Genomic DNA, 19879 nt, shown 5'->3' on the forward strand with positions numbered 1-19879 from the left:
CGTAGCACCGCGCGTCGGGTGCCGGCAGTTGCCGGCGGTCCACCTTGCCGTGCGGGTCCACGGGGATGGCGTCGACCGTGACGTAGGCGGCCGGGACGATGGCCTCGGGCAACGCCACCAGCAGCCGCTCACGCAGCTCACCTGGGGTGGGCGCGGAGCCGCCGTCGGCGACGAGGTAGCCGACGAGGGTACGCCGCCCGTCCTGCTCGCGGACGGCGGCGACCGCGTCGGTCACGCCGGGGCAGGCCCGCAGGGCCGACTCGATCTCGCCCAGCTCGATCCGCACGCCGTGCAACTTCACCTGCGCGTCGATGCGGCCGAGGAAGTCGAGGCTCCCGTCGGCCCGCCACGCCGCCGCGTCCCCGGTGCGGTAGAGCCGCGACCCGGCCGGACCGTACGGGTCGGGCACGAACCGCTCGGCGGTCAACCCCGACGCGCCGAGGTAGCCCCGGGCGAGCCCGGCCCCGCCGACGCACAGCTCACCACGCACCCCGACCGGCACCGGTTGCAGGTGCGCGTCGAGCACCCGGACGGTGAGGTTGGCGAACGGGGTGCCCAGCGGCACCCGGGTCAGCCCCGCCAGGGCCTCGGTCGTGCAGAGCCAGCTCGTGACGTCGACGGTGGTCTCGGCCGGGCCGTACGTGTTGTGCAGCTCGCAGCCGGGCAGCGCGGCCAGGAACGCCCGCGCCACGTCGACGGCGATCTCCTCGCCGCCCACCGCCACCGACCGCAGCGACCGGCAGCGGCCGATGCCCTCGGCCAGCAGCGCCGACAGCATGCTCGGCACCAGCTCGACAGCGGTGACGCCCTCGCGGACGATCAGCTCCCGCAGGTACGCGGGGTCGCGGTGCCCACCGGGGCGGGCCACCACGATCCGGGCGCCCGCCGACAGGGCCGCGTACACCTCGGCCGGGGAGACGTCGAAACCGATCTCGGTCTTCTGCAGCAGCACCGCCCGCTCGTCGAGGCGGTTGATCCGCCGGCCGGCGTACGCGGAGCGGTTGACCATCCCCCGGTGCGGCACGACGACGCCCTTGGGTCGCCCCGTCGAGCCGGAGGTGTAGATGACGTAGCAGCCGCTGTCCGCGTCGACGTGCGGCGCGGGGTCGGTGGCCGGCTGGCCGGCCCAGGCGGCAGGGTCGTCCAGCAGCACGGTGACCGCCTCGGCCGCCGGGAGCTGGCCGCGCAGCTCGGCGGTGGTCAGCAGCACCGGGGCCGCCGCGTCGGCGAGCATGAACGCCAACCGCTCCGCCGGGTACGACGGATCCAACGGCAGATACACCCCGCCGGCCTTGTGCACCGCCAGCATCGCCACGACCTGCTCCACCGACCGGTGCGCACACACCCCCACCAGGACCTCCGGGACAACCCCCAGCTCCCGCAGGTGACGCGCCAACCCGTTCGCGCGGCCGTTGAGCTCGCCGTAGCCGATCCGGGTGCCGTCGTGGGTCAGCGCCACGGCGTCCGGGCGCCGCGCCGCCTGTGCCTCGAACGCCGCCGGCGCGTAGCCGCCGACCTCGGCGGGGTCGCCGACCGACCAGCGTTCGATCTCGTGGCGTTCGGCGGCCGGCAGCCGGGCGGCGACGGCGTCGCCGTCCGGGTCGGCCACCATCGCCGTGAGCACCTGGCGGAACATGGCCCCGACCCGGGCCAGCGCGGCCGAGTCGAAGGTGTGGCTGTCGGCGACCAGGTCGAGGAACCCGGCGGCGGCGGTCACCTGGAGGGCGAACTCGGTGCCGCCCTCACCGGCGATCGCCTCGAAGTCGACGGACTCGTCGGCGACCGCCCCGGCCCGGCGGAACTCGGTGTAGTCGAAGACGACGTCGATCAGGCGGGACCCGGCGCCGGCCAGCCGCGCCACCGCCGGCAGCGGATACCGCCGGTGCGGCCACAGCTCCACCTCCCGGTCGAACACCGACCGCACCAGCTCCCGCCACGTGCCCGCGCCACCGGCGTACGCGAACGGCAACACGTTGATGTACATGCCGTGCACCCGCTCCGCGCCCCGCACCTCCGGACGCGCGTCACACACCAGGCCCGTGTAGAAGCGCTCCTGGTCGGTGAGCTGGCCCATCACCTTCAGGTGCGCGGCGTGCAGCACCGCCTTGGGCGACACGTCGAGGGCCGACGCGAGCGCGCGTAGCTTCGGCTCCAGGTCCTGGTAGCTGACCCGGGTGCGCAGGCTCTCCCGAGGGCCACCGCTGCGGCCCCAGCCGTCCGGCGCGGTGAAGCCCGCGTACCCGTCGACGATCCCGCGCCAGTACGCCTCGTCCTCGCCGGCGTCCAGCGCCGCCAGTTCGGCGGCGACGAAGTCGGCGTACCGGACGGCGCTCGGCTCCGGCGACTCGGGCACCATGCCGGCGCTGCGCCGCTCGTAACAGCCGATCAACTCGACGAGCAGGCTGTTCAGGTCCCAGCCGCCGGTGACCAGGTGGCTGACGGCGACGGTGAGCCACCAGCCCGGCCCGCCGGCGTGGTGCGCGGCGACCCGCAGCAGCGGCGCCGCCTGGTCCAGCTCGAACGGGCGGGCCCGCTCGGCGTCGACGTACGCCCGCAGCCGGGCCTCGGCGTCCCCGCCGGTCAGCTCCGTGACCCGCACGTCGACCGGCGCCTCGGCGTGCACGAGCTGCATCGGCACCGAGTAGCCGGTCAGGTCGAAGGAGGTACGCAGGGTCTCGTGCCGGCCGACCACGTCCCGCACGGCGGAGCGCAGCGCGTCGGCCGAGAAGGACCGGCCACCGTTGACCCGCAAGCACCGGACGATGTGGTAGAGCGATTTGCCGGGGTCCTTCTGGATCTCCACGGCCATGCCGACCTGCGCCTGCCCGGCCGGGTAGGCGTCCACGAGGCCGGCGGGCAGGGCGACCCGGTCGGCGGCGGCCAGCAGGGAGAAGGGCGCGACGGCCTGGAAGGCCGGCGCCGCCGGGGCGGTGTCCTTGGCGCAGAGGTGCGCCGCCAGGGCGGCGACGGTGCGGTGCACGAAGACGTCGCGCACGGCCACCCCGAAGCCGGCCGCGCGCAGCGCGCCGACCAGGGCGACCGCGCGCAGCGAGTCGCCGCCGAGGTCGAAGAAGCTGTCCTGGGTGCTGACCTGTTCGAGGTTGAGCACCTGGCCCCAGATGCCGGCCAGCCGCTCCTCCAGCTCGGTGGCCGGGGCGACGTGCGCCCGCTCGACCGGCACCGCGGCGTCCCAGAGGGCGGCCCGGTCGACCTTGCCGTTGGCGTTGAGCGGGATCGCCTCCACGGCGACGAACTCGGCCGGGATCATGTACTCCGGCAGCTGTTCCGCGCACCGCTGCCGCACCCGGTCGAGCAGACCGGGGGTCGCCGGCAGGGTCGGCCGGTAGAAGGCCACCAGCCGGGCGTCGCCCTCGGCGGCCGAGCCCGAGACCAGGGCGACCGCGTCGCCGACGCCGTCGGTGCCCTCCAGGACCGACTCGATCTCGCCGAGTTCGATCCGGTAGCCGCGGATCTTCACCTGGTGGTCGATCCGGCCGACGAACTCCACCGCCCCGTCGGGCGTCCGGCGCACCAGATCCCCGGTGCGGTACATCCGCGCCCCGACACCGGCGCCGGCCTCGTCTCCGGCTGCGGCGAACGGGTCCGGCAGGAACCGCTCGGCCGTCAGCGCCGGCTGGCCCGCGTAGCCCCGGGCCACGCCCACGCCACCGACGTACAGCTCGCCGACCGCACCCACCGGGGACAGGTGCAGGTCCCGGTTCAACACGTACATCGTCATGCCCGGCAACGCCCGACCGATCGGCACCACCGGACCCGGCTGCTCGGCCACGACCGGGAAGATGCAGGTACCCACACTCGCCTCGGTCGGCCCGTACTCGTTGACCAGACCACCCGGACCCAACAGCGTCAACCACCGGTTCGCCAACGCCGCCGGCAACGCCTCACCAGCGACCACCACCACCGCCGCCAACGACGCCAACGCCTCATCCGACAACTGCCGACCAAGAATCTCCAGATGACCCGGCGTCAACTTCAAGAAACTGAACGGCCCCGAGGACGCCAACACCACACCCAACTCGGCCAGATCCACATCCTGACCCACCATCACCACCCGCTGACCCGCCACCAACGGCGCCCACAGATTCGGCACCTGCAAGTCGAACGCCACCGACGAGAACACCGCACAACCACCCGCACCACGCGACGCCAACTCACCCGCCGCCCACCGCACATGATTCGCCAACCCCCGGTGCGTCACCTGCACACCCTTCGGCCGACCCGTCGACCCCGACGTGAAAATCACGTACGCCAGTTCGTCCAGGTTGATCGGCCCGGGCAGGGCCGCGCGCGCGGCACCGTCGGCCGTGGCCTCCTCGACGCCGTCGTCCAGGGTCTCGTCCGCCCGGAGCACGTCGACCCCGGCGCCGGCGAACCGGTCGGCGTACCGGCCGGAGGTGATCGCGACCCCGGCACCGGCGTCGGCGAGCATCGCGGCGATGCGGCCCGGCGGGTACGACGGGTCCACCGGCACGAACGCCGCACCCGCCTTCCACACCCCCAACATCGACGCCACCAGCTCCACACCACGGTCCAGCAGCACACCCACCACCGCGCCGGCACCCACACCCCGGGCGGCCAGGCGCCGCCCGACCGCCGCCGCGTGGGCGTCCAGCTCGGCGAAGCCCGCCCCCGGGCCGCCCGGCACCGACACGGCCTCCGCCGACGGCGCCTCGGCCACCCGCGCCTCGAACTCCGCCAGCACCGAACGCGACACCGGCGCCACCGCCGACGCCCCGTCGGCCAGCACCACCGACACCTCACCCGCCGGCAGACACACCACCGACGCGTCACCGTCCACGTCGGCGACCATCGCCTCCAACACCGCCCGGTACATGCCACCGAGGCGCAGGACGTTGGGGTAGCTGACCTGGTGCGGCCGGGCCAGGATGTTGAGGACGCCGCCGAGCGTGGAGACGTGCAGGCCGAACTCGCCGCTGGCCTCGTAGATGGCGTCGTCGAAGTCGACCCGTTCGGTGTCGACCTGCGCGAAGTCGAGGTAGTTGAAGAGCATCTCGATCGGCCGGCGTCCGTCGCCGAGGCGCTGCACGGCCGGCAGCGGGTACCGGCGGTGCGGCCACAGCTCCAGCTCCCCGGCGTACGTGCCGCGGATCAGCTCGCGCCAGGTCCGCGCGCTCGCGTCGTGCACGAACGGCAGCGTGTTCAGGTGCATCCCGTAGACCCGGTCCGCGCCGGTCACCTCGGGACGGCCGTGGCTGACCAGACCGCTGGTGAACACCGGCTCGTCGGTGAGCTGGCTGATCACCTTCAGGTGCGCGGCGAGCAGCACGCTCTTCAGGGACGTGTCGGTGCGGCTGGCCAGCTCCCGCAGGTCGGCCATCAGGTCGTGCAGCGGCACCTGGGTGCCGCACTCGTACGCGGGGACGGACTCGTCCTCGCCCCAGCCGGCTGGCAGCTCGAAGACCGGCCGTGCGACGACGCCCTGCCAGTAGTCGCGGTCCGCGGGCGACGCCAGCGCCTCGATCTCGCCGGCCACGAAGTCCGCGTACCGCACCGGGGGCGCCTCGAAGGCAGCCGGTACGCCCGCGTCCCGCAGGCTGCGGTAGCTGTCGAGGATCTCCATCAGCAGCGAGTGGTGGCTCCAGCCCTCGAGGATGCCGTGCGACATGGTCAGCACGAACCACCACGTGCCGTTGCGGCCGGCGGCCCCGGCGATGCGCATCTGCGGGACCTGGTCGGGGGTGAACGGGCGGGCCCGCTCGGCCGCCAGGTGCGCCCGCAGCCGGTGCTCGGCCTCCTCGTCCGTGCCGTCGCCCAGGTCGAGCACGGTGACGTCGACGGGCACCTCGGCGTGCACGAGTTGCATCGGCACCGAGTAGCCGGTCAGGTCGAACGACGTACGCAGGATCTCGTGCCGGTCCACCACGGTCTGCACGGCCCGGCGCAGCGCGTCGCCGTCGAAGGCGCGCTCGTCGCGGATCGGGAACGCCGAGACGTTGTGGTAGGTGTTCCGGTCGGCGTCGGAGAGGGTGACCACCAGCATGGCGAGCTGCACCTGCGCGCACGGGTACGCGTCGGCGAGGCCGGCGGGCAGGGCGGCCCGGTCGGCGTCGTCGATCAGGGCGAACGGGGCGACCGCCCGGAACGCGGGTGCCACCTCGCTGTCGCCGGCGGTGAGGTGCGCCGCCAGGGCGGCGACCGTGCGGTGCACGAAGACGTCGCGTACGGAGACCGCGTGCCCGGCGCCGCGCAGGGCGCCCACGAGCGCGATGGCGCTGATGGAGTGTCCGCCGAGGTCGAAGAAGCTGGCGTCGGTGCTGACCTGCTCCAGGTGCAGCACCCGGCCCCAGATCCCGGCCAGCGCGGCCTCCAACTCGGTCGCCGGGGCGACGTGCGCCCGCCGCACCGGCACCGCCACGTCCCACAACGCGCCCCGGTCGACCTTGCCGTTGGCGTTGAGCGGGATCGCCTCCACCGCGACGAACTCCGCCGGGATCATGTACTCCGGCAGATGCTCCACGCACCGCTGCCGGATCCGGTCCGCCAGCTCCGTGGCCGGCTCGGCCGGCCGGTAGAACACCACCAGCCGGTCCGACTCGCCGACCAGGGCGACCGCGTCGCCGACCCCGTCGGCGCCCTCGACGACCGACTCGATCTCGCCCAGCTCGATGCGGTAGCCACGGATCTTCACCTGGTGGTCGACGCGGCCGACGAACTCCACCGCACCATCGGGCATCCGGCGCACCAGATCCCCCGTCCGATACATCCGCGCCCCGACCCCGGCACCGGAACGTGCACCCGCCCCGGTTCCGGCACCGGCGAACGGATCCGGCACGAACCGCTCCGCCGTCAACCCCGGCTGACCCGCATAACCACGGGCCACACCCACACCACCCACATACAACTCACCGACCACACCCACCGGCGACAAATGCAGATCCCGATTCAACACATACATCGACACACCCGGCAACGCCTGACCGATCGGCACCACCGGACCCGACTGCTCGGCCACCACCGGGAAGATGCAGGTACCCACACTCGCCTCGGTCGGCCCGTACTCGTTGACCAACCCACCCGGACCCAACAGCGTCAACCACCGGTTCGCCAACGCCGCCGGCAACGCCTCACCAGCAACCACCACCACCGCCGCCAACGACGCCAACGCCTCATCCGACAACTGCCGACCCAAAACCTCCAAATGACCCGGCGTCAACTTCAAAAAACTGAACGGCCCCGAAGACGCCAACACCACACCCAACTCGGCCAGATCCACATCCTGACCCACCAAAACCACCCGCTGACCCGCCACCAACGGCGCCCACAGATTCGGCACCTGCAAATCAAAAGCCACCGACGAGAACACCGCACAACCACCCGCACCACGCGACGCCAACACACCCGCCGCCCACCGCACATGATTCGCCAAACCCCGATGCGACACCTGCACACCCTTAGGCCGCCCCGTCGACCCCGACGTAAAAATCACATACGCCAACTCGTCGAGATCAGTGACGCGGACGGGCAGGGGCGCGTCACTCTCCCCGATGTCCTCAACCCGCACCACCTCCACACCGACCGGAGCGAACCGGTCGGCGTACCGGTGCGAGGTGACCGCGACCCGGGCGCCCGCATCGGCGAGCATCGCGGCGATACGACCCGGCGGGTACGACGGATCCACCGGCACGAACGCCGCGCCCGCCTTCCACACCCCCAACAACGACGCCACCAGCTCCACCCCACGGTCCAGCAGCACACCCACCACCGCACCGGCACCCACACCGCGGGCGGCCAACCACCGGGCGACCCGCCCGGCGCGGGCGTCCAGCTCCGCGAAGTCGATCCCCGCGCCGCCCGGTACCGACACCGCCTCCGCCGACGGCGTCTCCGCCACCCGCGCCTCGAACTCGTCCAGCACCGACCCCGACACCGGCTCCACCGGCCGCACCCCGTCGGCCAACAGCACCGACACCTCACCCGCCGGCAGACACACCACCGACGCGTCACCATCCACATCGGCGACCATCGCCTCCAACACCGCCCGGTACATGCCACCCAGGCGGGCGACCTGCGCCATGCCGAGGTGGCGCAGGTTGGCCTCCAGGGTGATGAAGCCGAGCCGGCTGATCACGCCCAGCGGGAACTCGTTCGGACTGTCGTCGATCGAGTCGGCGTAGTCGATCTCGTCGGTGTCGATCTGGTGGAAGTCGTGGAAGCTGAACCGGACGTCCAACATCCGGGTGCCGGCGCCGACCTCGCGCTGGAGCACCGGCAGCGGGTACCGGCGGTGCGGCCACAGTTCCAGCTCCCCGGCGAACGTCCGCCCGATCAGCTCCCGCCAGGTCCGTGCCCCCGCGTCGTGCACGAACGGCACCGTGTTCAGGTGCATCCCGTAGACCCGGTCCGCGCCGGCCACCTCGGGGCGGATGTTGGACACCAGGCCGGTGAAGAAGGAGGCCGAGCCGGTGAGCTGGCTCATCACCTTCAGGTGCGCGGCCAGCATCACCGACTTGAACGGCACGCCGGTCTCACGGGCCAGCGCCCGCAGGCCCGGCTCCAGGTCGTGCAGCGGCACCCAGTGGTCGTACTGCGCGCCGTCGGCGGCACTCGGGTCGCCCCAGCCCTCGGGCAGGGCGAACCGGTCCGCGCCGGCGAGCCGCCCGTGCCAGAACACCCGGTCCGGTCCGTCCCCGGTGGCGCTCAGCTCGGCGGCGACCGCGTCGGCGAATCGCACCGGCGGGGTGGGGCGCGGCTCGACCGGCAGCCCGTCGCGGATGCGGTGGTACGCGCCGACCAGCTCCATCATCAACGAGTGGTAGCTCCAGCCGTCCATGATCGGGTGGCACTCGGTGAGGGTGAGCCACCAGCTGCCGTCCGCGCAGACCCGCGCGTGCAGCCGGAACAGCGCCGGCCGGCCCAGGTCGAACATGTCGGCCCGCTCGGCGGCGATGAACTCCCGCAGTTCGCGTTCCAGGCCGGCCCGGTCGGCGGCGCGCGCGAAGTCCATGCCGACCGGCATCTCGGCGGTGGCGTGCACGAGCTGCATCGGCACCGAGTAGCCGGTCAGGTCGAACGACGTGCGCAGCACCTCGTGGCGCCGCACCAGCAGCGCCGCGGCCTGCCGGAACGCGTCGAACGAGAACTCGCCCCGGTCGGGGACCCGGTAGGTGGTGGCGTTGAGGTAGTGGTGGCGCTCGTCGGCGAGCATCTCCGCGAGCATGCCGAGCTGCACCTGGGTGCACGGGTACGCGTCGACGACGCCGTCGGGCAGCGCCGCCCGGTCGCCCTCGGTGATCAACGCGAACGCCTCGACGGCCGGCTGCGGGGCGGCCGGCGCGGGACGGCCCGTGAGGAACTCCGCCAGCTCGGCGATGCTGCGACGCTCGAAGAGGTCGCGCACCTGCACGTCGAGCCCGGCGGCGCGGATGGCGGCGGCCAGCGCCACGGCACGGATCGAGTCGCCGCCGACGTCGAAGAAGCCGTCCTCGACGCCGACGCGTTCCAGCCCGAGCAGCTCCGCCCAGATCGCGGCGAGCCGCTCCTCCACCTCGGTACGCGGCGCCAGGTAGGGCCGCTCGGTGGCGGTCACCGCGCGCTCGGGCGCCGGCAGCGCCCGCTTGTCGAGCTTGCCGTTGACGGTCAGCGGCAGCCGGGCCAGCGGCACGAACGCCGCCGGGATCATGTACTCGGGCAGGGTGCGGGCCAGCGCCGCGCGCACCTGCCCCGGCCGGGGCAGTTCCACCTGCCCGTCGACGACCGAGTACGCCACCAGCCGCCGGTCGCCGGGGGCGTCCTCGCGCACGACGACCACGGCCTCGCGTACCCCCGGCAGGGCCGAGATGGCGGCCTCGATCTCGCCCAGCTCGACCCGGTAGCCCCGGATCTTGACCTGGTCGTCGATCCGGCCGACGAACTCCAGGCTGCCGTCGGCGCGGCGGCGGGCCAGGTCGCCGCTGCGGTACCGGCGGGCGCCGGGCGGGCCGGACGGGTCGGGCACGAACCGCTCGGCGGTCAGCCCGGGGCGGTTGAGGTAGCCCCGGGCGACGCCGGGGCCGCCGACGTGGATCTCGCCGGTCACGCCGACCGGCACCGGGTTGCCGTGCCCGTCGAGCAGGTGGATGCTCAGGTCGGCCAGCGGGACGCCGATCGGGTTTCCGGTGCCGGCCAGGTCGTCCGGGCCCACCTCGTGCCAGGTGGCGTGCACGGTGATCTCGGTGATCCCGTAGAGGTTCAGCAGCCGGGGCGCGGCCAGTCCACGGCGGGCCACCCAGGGGCCGAGGTCGGCGTACTCCAGCTTCTCCCCGGCGAAGACGACCGCGCGCAGCGCGAGCCGGTCGATGCGCGGGTCGCCGTCGCGGGCCGACCCGACCAGGCCGCGGAACGCCGTCGGGGTCTGGTTGAGCACCGTGACCTGCTCCTCGACCAGCAGGTCGAGCAGGTCTGCCGGGGAGCGGGTGACCTCGCGGGGCACCACCACCAGCCGGCCGCCGTGCAGCAGCGCGCCCCACAGCTCCCACACCGACACGTCGAAGGCGTACGAGTGCAGCAGCGGCCACACGTCGGCGGGGCCCGCGCCCAGGTCGTCGCGCGCCACGGTCATCAGGCGCAGCACGTTGGCGTGGGTCAGGAAGACGCCCTTCGGGCGGCCCGTCGACCCGGAGGTGTAGATGACGTAGACGAGGTTGTCGGGGTCGACGGCGACGCCCGGGTCGGTGCCGGGGCGGCCGGCGATCTCCCCGGCGTGCGCGGGGTCGTCGAGCACCACCACGACGCCGTCGAAGTCGGCGAAGCCCGCCCGGTGCGCCTCGGTGGTCACCACGATCCGCGCGCCCGCGTCGGCCAGCATGAAATCGCGTCGCTCGGCGGGGACGCCCGGCTCCACCGGCAGGTACGCCGAGCCGGCCTTCAGCACGCCCAGCAGGGTGCCGACGAGTTGCGCGTCGCGGTCCAGGCAGACCGCGACCAGCCGTTCCGGGCCGGCGCCGACGGCCCGCAGGTGGTGCGCCAGCCGGTTGGCGGTGGCGTCCAGTTCGGCGTACGTCAGGCGTCGCGCGCCGGCCACGACGGCCGTCGAGTCGGGGTGCGCGGCGGCGGTGGCGGCGAAGGCGCCCGGCACGGTGCCGGTCACCGTGGCGGCGGGTCGGGTCGGGGCGGGGGTCGCCGCGGCCAGCTCGACGTCGTCGAGGATGCGCAGCTCGGAGATCCGGGCGCCCGGGTCGGCGGCGACGTGCGCCAGCAGCCGGCCGAGGTGCCCCGCCAGCCGCCGCACCGTGGCCGCGTCGAACAGCGCGGTCGCGTACTCCAGGTGCCCGCGCAGCCGGCCGTCGGCGCCCTCGACGACGTGTAGCTGCAGGTCGACCTTGGCGACGCGGGTCGGCGGCCAGTGGGTCTCGGCGGCGAGGCCGGCCGGCCAGGCGCCGGCGGGGGCGTCGTCGCCCAGGGTGAAGGCGACCTGGTAGAGCGGGGTGCGCGACAGGTCCCGTTCCGGTTCGCACTCGTCGACAAGCAGCGCGAAGGGCACGTCCGCGTGCGCGAAGGCGTCCCGCACGGTGACGCCGGTGGCACGCAGCAACTCGGCGAAGGTCGGGTCGCCCGTCCAGGTGCCCCGCAGGACCAGGTTGTCGATCCCGTACCCGACGAGGTCGCGCAGCTCGGCGCGGTCGCGTACGGACGTCACGCTGCCCACGGGGATGTCGGTGCGGCCGGTGTGGCGCGACAGCAGCGCCTGGAAGGCGGCCAGCAGGGTGACGAAGAGGGTGGTCTCCGCGCCGCGGGCGATCTCCCGCAGCGCGGCGGAGACGTCGGCGGGGAGCGCGAACGGGACCGACGCGCCCCGCCAGTCGCGTACCCGGGGGCGGGGCCGGTCGGCGGGTAGTTCCAGCGGCGCGATACCGGCGAGGTGGTCGCGCCAGTGCTCGAGGTGCCGTTGCAGCACCTCGCTGCGCAGCCGGTCGCGCTGCCAGGCGGCGAAGTCGGCGAACCGCACGGCCGGCGGCGCCAGCGGCGAGGCCTCGCCCCGCACGGCCGCGCCGTACAGCTCGGCCAGGTCACCGAGGAGCACCGCCATGGAGGGCGCGTCGCAGGCGATGTGGTGGATCACCAGCACCAGCAGGTGCTCGGCGGGGCCGAGCCGCAGCAGCGTCGCCCGGACCGGCCACTCGGTCGCCAGGTCGAAGCCGATGGCGGCCAGCTCGGCCGTCAGCTCGGTGGCCCGGTCGTCCCGATCGGCCTGCGGCACGGCGGTCAGGTCGACCAGCGGCAGCTCCTGCGGGTGGGGCTCGTCGATGACCTGCACCGGCGTCAGGTCGGCCAGCGCGTAGCGGGTGCGCAGGATCTCGTGCCGGGCGATCAGCGCGTCCCACGCCCGCGCCAGCGCGGCCCGGTCCAGCGGGCCGCGCAGGCGCAGCGCCGAGGAGACCAGGTATTCCGGGCTGGTGGTGTCCATCCGGTTGAGGAACCACATCTGCTGCTGGCCGAAGGAGAGCGGCAGGTCGCCCGAGCGGTCGACGGCCGGGATCGCGCCGCGTCGACCGGCGGCCCTGCCCGCCAGCCGGCGTTGGACGAGCGACTCACGCAGGTTCGGCTGGTTCGCGGTCGAGGTCATGCCTGGTGCTCCTTGGTCTGGCGCAGGTCTTCGGTCAGGTCGGCGTCGGAGAGCGCGTCCACTTCGGCCCGGATGAGGTCCTCCACCGCACCCGCCATCGCCTCGACGGTCGGGTGCGCGAAGACGATCCGCAGCGACAGATCGAGGTCGAACTCCTCCCGCAGGACGGCCACCAGCCGGCCCGCGAGCACGGAGTGCCCACCCATGGCGAAGAAGTTGTGCCGCACGCCGACGGGCACGCCCAGCAGGTCGCTCCAGATCGCGCAGAGGCGCTCCTCGACGACCGTGCGCGGGGCGACGAAGGCGTTTCCGGCGCCGGCGGCCCCCGCCGACACCGCGTGCGAGAGCAGGCCGAGCAGGGCCGCCCGGTCCACCTTGCCGTTGGCGTTGAGCGGGATCTCGGCCACCGGCACGAGCAGGCTCGGCATCAGGTAGTCGGGCAGCAGCCGCGCGCAGTGCGCGGCCAGGTCGGGTGCCTCGCCCAGGTGGAAGGCGACCAGCCGGTCCTCGTGGACGACGACCACGCAACGGGTCACCCCGGGATGCTCCTCGACGACCGCGCGGACCTCGCCGAGCTCGACGCGGTAGCCGCGCACCTTGACCTGGTCGTCGGTGCGGCCGACGAAGTCCAGCACCCCGTCCGGGCGCAGCCGCACCAGGTCCCCGCTGCGGTACAGCCGGCTGCCCGGCGGCCCGTACGGGTCGGGCACGAACCTCTCCGCCGTCAGGTCCGGCCGGCCGGCGTAGCCGGTGGCCAGGCAGTCCCCGCCGATGTGCAGTTCGCCGACCACCCCGACGGGCAGCAGCCGCAGCGTGTCGTCGAGGACCCGCACGGTGGTGTTGGCCATCGCCCGGCCGATCGGCACGATGTCGGCGCTCTGCCGGGTACGCACCGGGTGGGCGGTCATGATCACGGTGGTCTCGGTCGGCCCGTAGCTGTTGGTGAGCCCGCCCGGCCCGAGCCGGTCGAGCCACCGGTTGGCGATGTCGCCGCGCAGCGCCGCCCCGGCCGTCCAGATCAGCCCGGCGAGCTGGCCGGCCTGTTCGTCGTCGAGCTGCTCGGTCAGCAGCTCCAGGTGCGGCGGGGTCATGATGAACCGGTCGAACGGGCCGGACTTGACCAGCAGGTCGCCCAGCTCGGCGATGTCGAGGTCGGCGGGCAGCAGGGTCACGGTCTGGCCCGACACCAGCGGGCTGAACAGGTTGGGGATGGACAGGTCGAAGGCGATGGTGGTGAACAGCGGTGCGCCGTCGCCCCGCCCGGCCCGCGTGCCCCGCTCCCCTCGGGCCTCGGTCTCGACGGCGCAGGCGAGGAAGTTGGAGATCGCGCGGTGCGGCAGGACGACGCCCTTGGGGCGGCCCGTCGAGCCGGAGGTGAACAGCACGTAGGCCGGCTCCAGCGGATCGGTGTCCCGGTCCGGCCGGTCGGTGGGGCCGGCGCAGACCATCAGCCGGTGGGTGTCGACGTGCAGGGTGGGGACGGTGAACCTGGGGGCGTACGCGGACCGGGTGACGCCCAGGCGCACGCCGGCGGTGGCGAGCATGTGCCCGATCCGCCCGGCCGGGTACGACGGGTCGAGCGGCAGCACGGCCGCCCCCGCCTTCCAGATCCCGAGGATCGCCGCGACGAGGTCGACGCCCCGGTCCAGCAGCACGGCCACCACCGCGCCCCGGACGACGCCGGAGCGCCGCAGGTGGTGGGCGAACTGGTTGGCCCGCTCGTCGAGCGTCGCGTAGGTGGTGGTGCCCTCGCCGTGACGCAGCGCCACCGCGTCCGGGCTCCGGTGCCGCTGGGCCTCGAAGAGGTCGCAGACGGTGGCGGCGGCGCGGGGCACGGTCGGCCCGTGCACCTCGTGCAGGAGTTGGTGGCGTTCGGCCGGCGCGATCAGGTCGAGGTCGTCGAGGGGGGTCTGCGGTGCGGCCACCACCGCGGCGAGCAGCCGCAGGAAGCGGTCGGCCATCGACCGGACGGTCCGCTCGTCGAACAGGGTCGTGGCGTATTCGAGGCTGCCGGCCAGGGCACCGTCGGGGCCGGGCCAGACGTGCATGGTGAGGTCGGTCTTGGCGACCCGGGCCGCCCGGCGCAGGGCGTCCAGCAGGTCCTCGTCGTCGCTCGACTGGCCGGTGATGCCGCCCTCCTGGACGTTGAGCATCACCTGGTAGAGCGGGGTGCGGGAGAGGTCCCGCAGGTCGGCGAGGTCGTCGACCACCCGCTCGAAGGGCAGGTCCTGGTGGGCGAGGGCGGCCAGGGTCCGGGACCGCACCGCGCGCAGGGCCGCCTCGAAGGGGGCGGCCGGGTCGAGGGTGCAGCGCACCACCACGGGGTTGAGGAAGACCCCGGCGATCTGTTCCGCCTCGGCCGGCCGGCGGCCGGAGGTGGGCGCGCCGACGGCCACGTCCCACTGTCCGCTGTGGCGGGCCAGCAGCGCGGCGAAGCCCGCCAGCATGGTCATGAACGGGGTGGCCGAGCAGCGCCGGCCCAGCTCGGTCAGCCGCGCCGCCAGCTCCGCCGGCACCTCGAACTGGACGTGCGCGCCGCGCGGGTCGCGCTCGGCCGGGCGCGGCCGGTCCAGCGGAAGGGTCAGCGCGGGCACGCCGGCCAGTTGTGCGCGCCAGAAGCCGAGTTCCCGCTCGACCCGCTCGTCGGTGAGCTGCCGGTGCTGCCAGGCCGCGTAGTCGGCGTAGTGCACCGTCAGCTCCGGCAGGTCGGGCCTGCGCCCGGCGACGGCGGCGGCGCAGAGTTCCCGCAGGTCCCGCTCGAGGACCGCGGCGGTGGTGGCGTCGGAGGCGATGTGGTGCAGCGCCACCAGCAGCAGGTGGTCCGCCCCGGCCGAGGTGACCAGGGTGGCCCGCCACAGCGGCCCGGCGCGCAGGTCGAAACCATGGCCGAGTTGCGCGTCGACGAGGTCGACGAGGGGGGCCTCGGCGGCGTCGCGGATAGTGAGGTCCACCGGGCCGGGCGGGTCGATGCGCTGGTGCGGCTCGCCGTCGCGGGTCGGGTAGCGGGTGCGCAGCGCCTCGTGCCGGGCCTCGAGTGCGCTCAGCGCCGCGCGCACGGTCTCGGGCGGCAGCGAGCCGGGCAGGCGCAGGTAGAGCGGCACGACCCACTCGGGGCTGCCCGGGTGCAGCTGGTCCAGCAGCCACAGCCGCCGCTGGGCCGGGGAAAGCGGCAGCGGTGCGGTCCGGGGCACGGGGACCACCGCCGCCGCGACGGGGGCGGCGCCGCTGAGCAGGGCGGCCTGCGCCTCGACGGTGCTGGCGGCGAGCAGCTCCCGCAGCTCGATCCGCACGCCCGCCTCGGCGGCGAGCCGGCTGGCGAGCCGGATGGTCACCAGCGACGACCCGCCGAGCTGGAAGAGGTCGTCGTGCGCTCCCACCCGGTCGACGTCGAGCAACTCCTCCCACAGCCGGGCGACCAGGCGCTCGGCGTCGGTGCGCGGGGCCAGGTAGGTGGTGCCCCCGGCGGTCTCGACCGGCGGCAGCGCGGCCCGGTCGACCTTGCCGCCGGTGGTCAACGGGAACTGCGCCACCGGCACGAACACGGCCGGCACCAGGGCGTCGGGCAGCCGGCCGGCCAGGAAGGAGCGCAGCTGCGCGGTGCTCAGCGGGCGACGGCTGGCGACGTACGCGGCCAGCCGGGGACGGCCGCCGGGTTCGGCGAAGCCGACGACCACCGCCCGCCGGACGTCGGGATGGGCGGCCAGCGCGGCCTCCACCTCGCCCGGTTCGATCCGCACCCCGTTGATCTTCAGCTGGTCGTCGGTGCGGCCGACGAACTCCAGGCTCCGGTCGGAGCGCCAGCGGACCTGGTCGCCGGTGCGGTAGAGCCGGGCGCCCGGTGGCCCGTACTCGTCCGGCACGAACCGCTCGGCGGTCAGGTCGGGCCGGTTGAGGTAACCGCGGCCGAGGCCCGCCCCGCCGACGTGCAGCTCGCCGACGACGCCGATCGGCACCGGCCGCCGGTTGGCGTCGAGCACCTGGAGACGGAGGTTGTCCAGCGGCCGGCCGATCGGCACCGGGCCGGTGCGCTGGTCGGGGTCGACCGGCTGGGCGGTGACGTCGATGGCGCACTCGGTCGGGCCGTAGGTGTTCCACACCCGCACCCCCGGCACCACCGCCAGCCGCCGGCACAGCTCGGCGTGCAGCGGCTCGCCGGCGGAGAAGACCAGCCGCAGCGAGGTGCACCTCGGCCAGTCCGGTTCCTCCGTGACCAGCCGCAGCACCGACGGGACGCCCTGCAGCACCGTCGCCCCGGTGCGCCGCACCGCCGCGACCAGGGCGGCCGGATCGCGTTCGGCGCCGTCGGGCGCGAGCGCCACCGTCGCACCGCAGATCAGCGGGGCGAAGAACTCCCAGCCGGCGGCGTCGAAGCTCAGCGCGGTCTTCTGCAACACCCGGTCCCCCGGCGACAGGCCGTGCTGCCGGACCGTCCAGGCCACCCGGTTGCCGATCGCGCCGTGGGTGACGACCACACCCTTGGGTCGGCCGGTGGAGCCGGAGGTGTAGATGACGTACGCGGCGTTGTCGGGCCCGACGCGCACCGGCGGCGCGGTGGCCGGCCCGGCGGCGATCCGGGACTCCTCGGCGTCCAGGCAGACCAGGTGGGACGGCCCGGCCAGGCCGTCGTCGCGCAGGTCGGCCTGGGTGAGCACCACGTCCACCCCGGTGTCGGCGACGATCCACCGCCGCCGGTCCACCGGGTGCGCCGGGTCCAGCGGCAGGTACGCGCCGCCGGCCCGCCACACCCCGAGGAGGGCGACCACCAGGTCGACCCCCCGGCGCAGGTGCACGCCGACCGTCGACTCCGGGCCGACGCCCAGCCCGAGCAGATACCGGGCGAGCTGGTTGGCGCGCCGGTCGAGTTCGGCGTAGCCGACCCGTACGTCGCCGGCGAGCACCGCGGTCGCGTCGGGCGTCGCCGCGGCCTGACGGGCGATCAGTTCCGGCAGCACGACGGGGTGGGCCGTGCCCGCGGCGGCGGCCGGCAGGGTGGACGAAGGGGTGCTCATGGTGCTCCTCCGGGGTGGGGGTTGAGCGCGGACGGCCGGGGGTCGGGCCTCCGGCGGGCCCGTCAGACGGACGCGCCGTCCATCCGCAGGCGCAGGCTCTTCGGCCGCATGTCGGTCCAGAGCTCGTTGATCCGGCTGAGGCACTGGTCCTTGGTGCCCTCGGTGCCCTCGGCCCGCCAGCCGGCCGGCAGCGCCCGGCCGCTCCACCAGATCGAGTACTGCTCCTCGTCGTTGAGCACCACCAGGTAGCTGCGGTCGTCGTCGCTCATGTTCTCTCCCTCGTGGGTTGCGCGGTCGCCACGGCGGCGGCCGGTACGGGTGTGAAGTCGTCGATCCGCACGCCGAGGCCGCGCCGGGCCGCCTCGTCGCGGACGTGTCGGGCCAGGGCGATGTCCAGCACGCCCAGCCCGAACGGCGAGACCACCACCGGGCCGGGCACGTCGGCGGGGGGCAGCGCCGCGCCGCCGGCCAGCCGGCCGATGGTGGTGTGGATGAAGTCCCGGCCGCCGGTGAGCTGCTCGGCCAGGTGCAGCGAGGTGCGCTCGCGGCACACGTGGTCGGGGTCGTCGACGACGTTGCGGGCCGCCAGGACCGCCCGGGGGTGCAGGTCGCGCAGCGACAGGTGCAGCACCACGGCCGCCGGCTGGCAGGCGGTCAGCTCCAGGTGCGGTTCGCTGGCGGTGGTGGCGATCGAGACCAGCCGGTGGGCGGCCAGAGCCTGTCGGGCGTCGGTGACCACCCGCACCGTGGTGGCCGGCAGCAGGGCCGCCGCGGCGGCGGCGAACGCCTCGGCCCGGCGCGGGTCGACGTCGTGCAGCACGAGCGAGGCCGGCGGTGCCAGGGCCGCAGTCAGGAAGCGCAGCACCTGCTGGTTGATCAGTCCACAGCCGATCAGGGCCAGGCCGTCGGGGGCGCGGCCGGCGGTGAGCAACCGCGCCGCGAGGGCGGCGCCGGCCGCGGTCCGCCGGGCGGAGATGACCGAGCCCTCGATGACCGCGTCGGGCTGGCCGGTGTCCAGCGAATTGAGCACGATGGCGGCGCTGGCCCGGTCCAGGCCACGCTCGATGTTCGCCGGAAAGGAGGAGATCCACTTCATGCCGGCGGCCGGCGGGTCGGCGCCGAGGTACGCGGGCAGGCCGATGATCCGGTTGCGGGCGTCGTCGGGGAAGCGCAGGAAGACCGAGTGCGGCACGCTCGTGCGGCCCTGCTCGTGCAGCAGGTACGCCCGCCGGACGAGGTCGATGACGCCCGCCTCGTCGCCGTCGAGCACGTCCCGGACCACGGCGTGACCGATGATCAGCATTTGTCGCCCTTCCACAGGTGGCTGACCTCGCCGAACTGTTCGGTCACCCAACGGTCGGAGTAGATGGTGTCGAGGTAGCGGTCGCCGTTGTCCGGGAAGATCAGGACGCTGGTGCTCCCGGCGGGCAGGTCCGCCATCCGGCGGCGCAGCGCGGCCACCGTCGCCCCGGACGACCCGCCGGCGAGGATGGCCTCCCGCACGGCCAGCAGCCGGCACCCGACCACGCAGTCGAGGTCGGAGACGTGCAGCACCTCGTCCGGGCTGGCGGCGGCGGCCAGCGGGGGCACCACCGAGGCGCCGTGCCCGGGGATCAGCCGGGGGGCGGGCGGGTGGCCGAAGATCGCGCTGCCGACGGCGTCGACCGCGACGATCCGGGTCGGGTGGCCGTTCTCGCGCAGGTAGTCGGCGCAGCCGACCAGGGTGCCGCAGGTGCCGGTGGAGCAGAACAGGTAGTCGACCCGGCCGTCCAGCTCGGTCATGATCTCGGCCATGGTCTGCCGCTGGGCCAGGGCGTTGAGCGGGTTCGTGTACTGGTCCGGGCGGTACGCACCCGGCACCGTCTCGACCAGCTCGCGCACCCGACGCCGCCGCACCGCGAGGTATTCGCCGGTCACCGGGTCGGGCTGCTCGACCATGTCGATCTCGGCCTGGTACGCGGCCAGCACCGCCAGGTTCTGCCGGGTGGTCTTCGGGTCCACCACGCAGATGAACCGGATGCCGACGTACGCGCAGATCTGGGCCAGTCCGATGGCGAGGTTGCCGGAGCTGGACTCCACCACCACGGAACGGCCCGGCACCAGTTCACCGGATTCGATCTTTCCGCGCAGCATGTTCAGCGCGGCCCGGTCCTTGATGCTCCCACCCGGATTGAACTGTTCGAGTTTCGCGTACGCCCGGGCGGGAAACTCGGGAAACAACCGGTCCAGGCGCACCAGGGGCGTGTTGCCCACCGTGGAGAGAATTCCCTGATCCATTTCAACCCCC

At 74.1% G+C, this 19879-nt stretch carries 5 protein-coding genes (1 of these 5 running past the window's edge); all 5 read right to left on the bottom strand.

Annotation, left to right across the window (positions count from 1 at the left end):
• Positions 1-12583: the 5' portion of a non-ribosomal peptide synthase/polyketide synthase gene (locus ACQ452_RS16715; protein WP_433385384.1), read on the bottom strand. It extends 10778 nt beyond the left edge of the window; 12583 of the gene's 23361 nt are visible here — the first part of the coding sequence; its start codon is at positions 12581-12583; its stop codon lies off the left edge, out of view.
• Positions 12580-17592, bottom strand: coding sequence for an amino acid adenylation domain-containing protein (locus ACQ452_RS16720; protein ID WP_433385387.1), 5013 nt, complete (start codon positions 17590-17592; stop codon positions 12580-12582). Before ACQ452_RS16720 ends, ACQ452_RS16715 begins: the two co-directional genes overlap by 4 nt.
• A 62-nt stretch (positions 17593-17654) precedes the next feature.
• On the bottom strand, positions 17655-17861 hold the full coding sequence (locus ACQ452_RS16725) for an MbtH family protein (RefSeq protein ID WP_433385390.1): 207 nt from the start codon (positions 17859-17861) through the stop codon (positions 17655-17657).
• Positions 17858-18895, bottom strand: coding sequence for a 2,3-diaminopropionate biosynthesis protein SbnB (gene sbnB, locus ACQ452_RS16730; RefSeq protein WP_433385393.1), 1038 nt, complete (start codon positions 18893-18895; stop codon positions 17858-17860). Before sbnB ends, ACQ452_RS16725 begins: the two co-directional genes overlap by 4 nt.
• On the bottom strand, positions 18889-19869 hold the full coding sequence (sbnA, locus tag ACQ452_RS16735; RefSeq protein WP_433385396.1) for a 2,3-diaminopropionate biosynthesis protein SbnA: 981 nt from the start codon (positions 19867-19869) through the stop codon (positions 18889-18891). Before sbnA ends, sbnB begins: the two co-directional genes overlap by 7 nt.
• Positions 19870-19879: the final 10 nt, after the last annotated feature.

The sequence above is a fragment of the Micromonospora sp. KLBMP9576 genome (assembly GCF_050941805.1).
Classification (GTDB): Bacteria; Actinomycetota; Actinomycetes; order Mycobacteriales; family Micromonosporaceae; genus Micromonospora.

Coding starts and splice junctions, on each gene's coding strand:
- ACQ452_RS16720 (WP_433385387.1), bottom strand. CDS start 17,592: ATGAGCACCCCTTCGTCCACCCTGCCGGCCGCCGCCGCGGGCACGGCC.
- ACQ452_RS16725 (WP_433385390.1), bottom strand. CDS start 17,861: ATGAGCGACGACGACCGCAGCTACCTGGTGGTGCTCAACGACGAGGAG.
- sbnB (WP_433385393.1), bottom strand. CDS start 18,895: ATGCTGATCATCGGTCACGCCGTGGTCCGGGACGTGCTCGACGGCGAC.
- sbnA (WP_433385396.1), bottom strand. CDS start 19,869: ATGGATCAGGGAATTCTCTCCACGGTGGGCAACACGCCCCTGGTGCGC.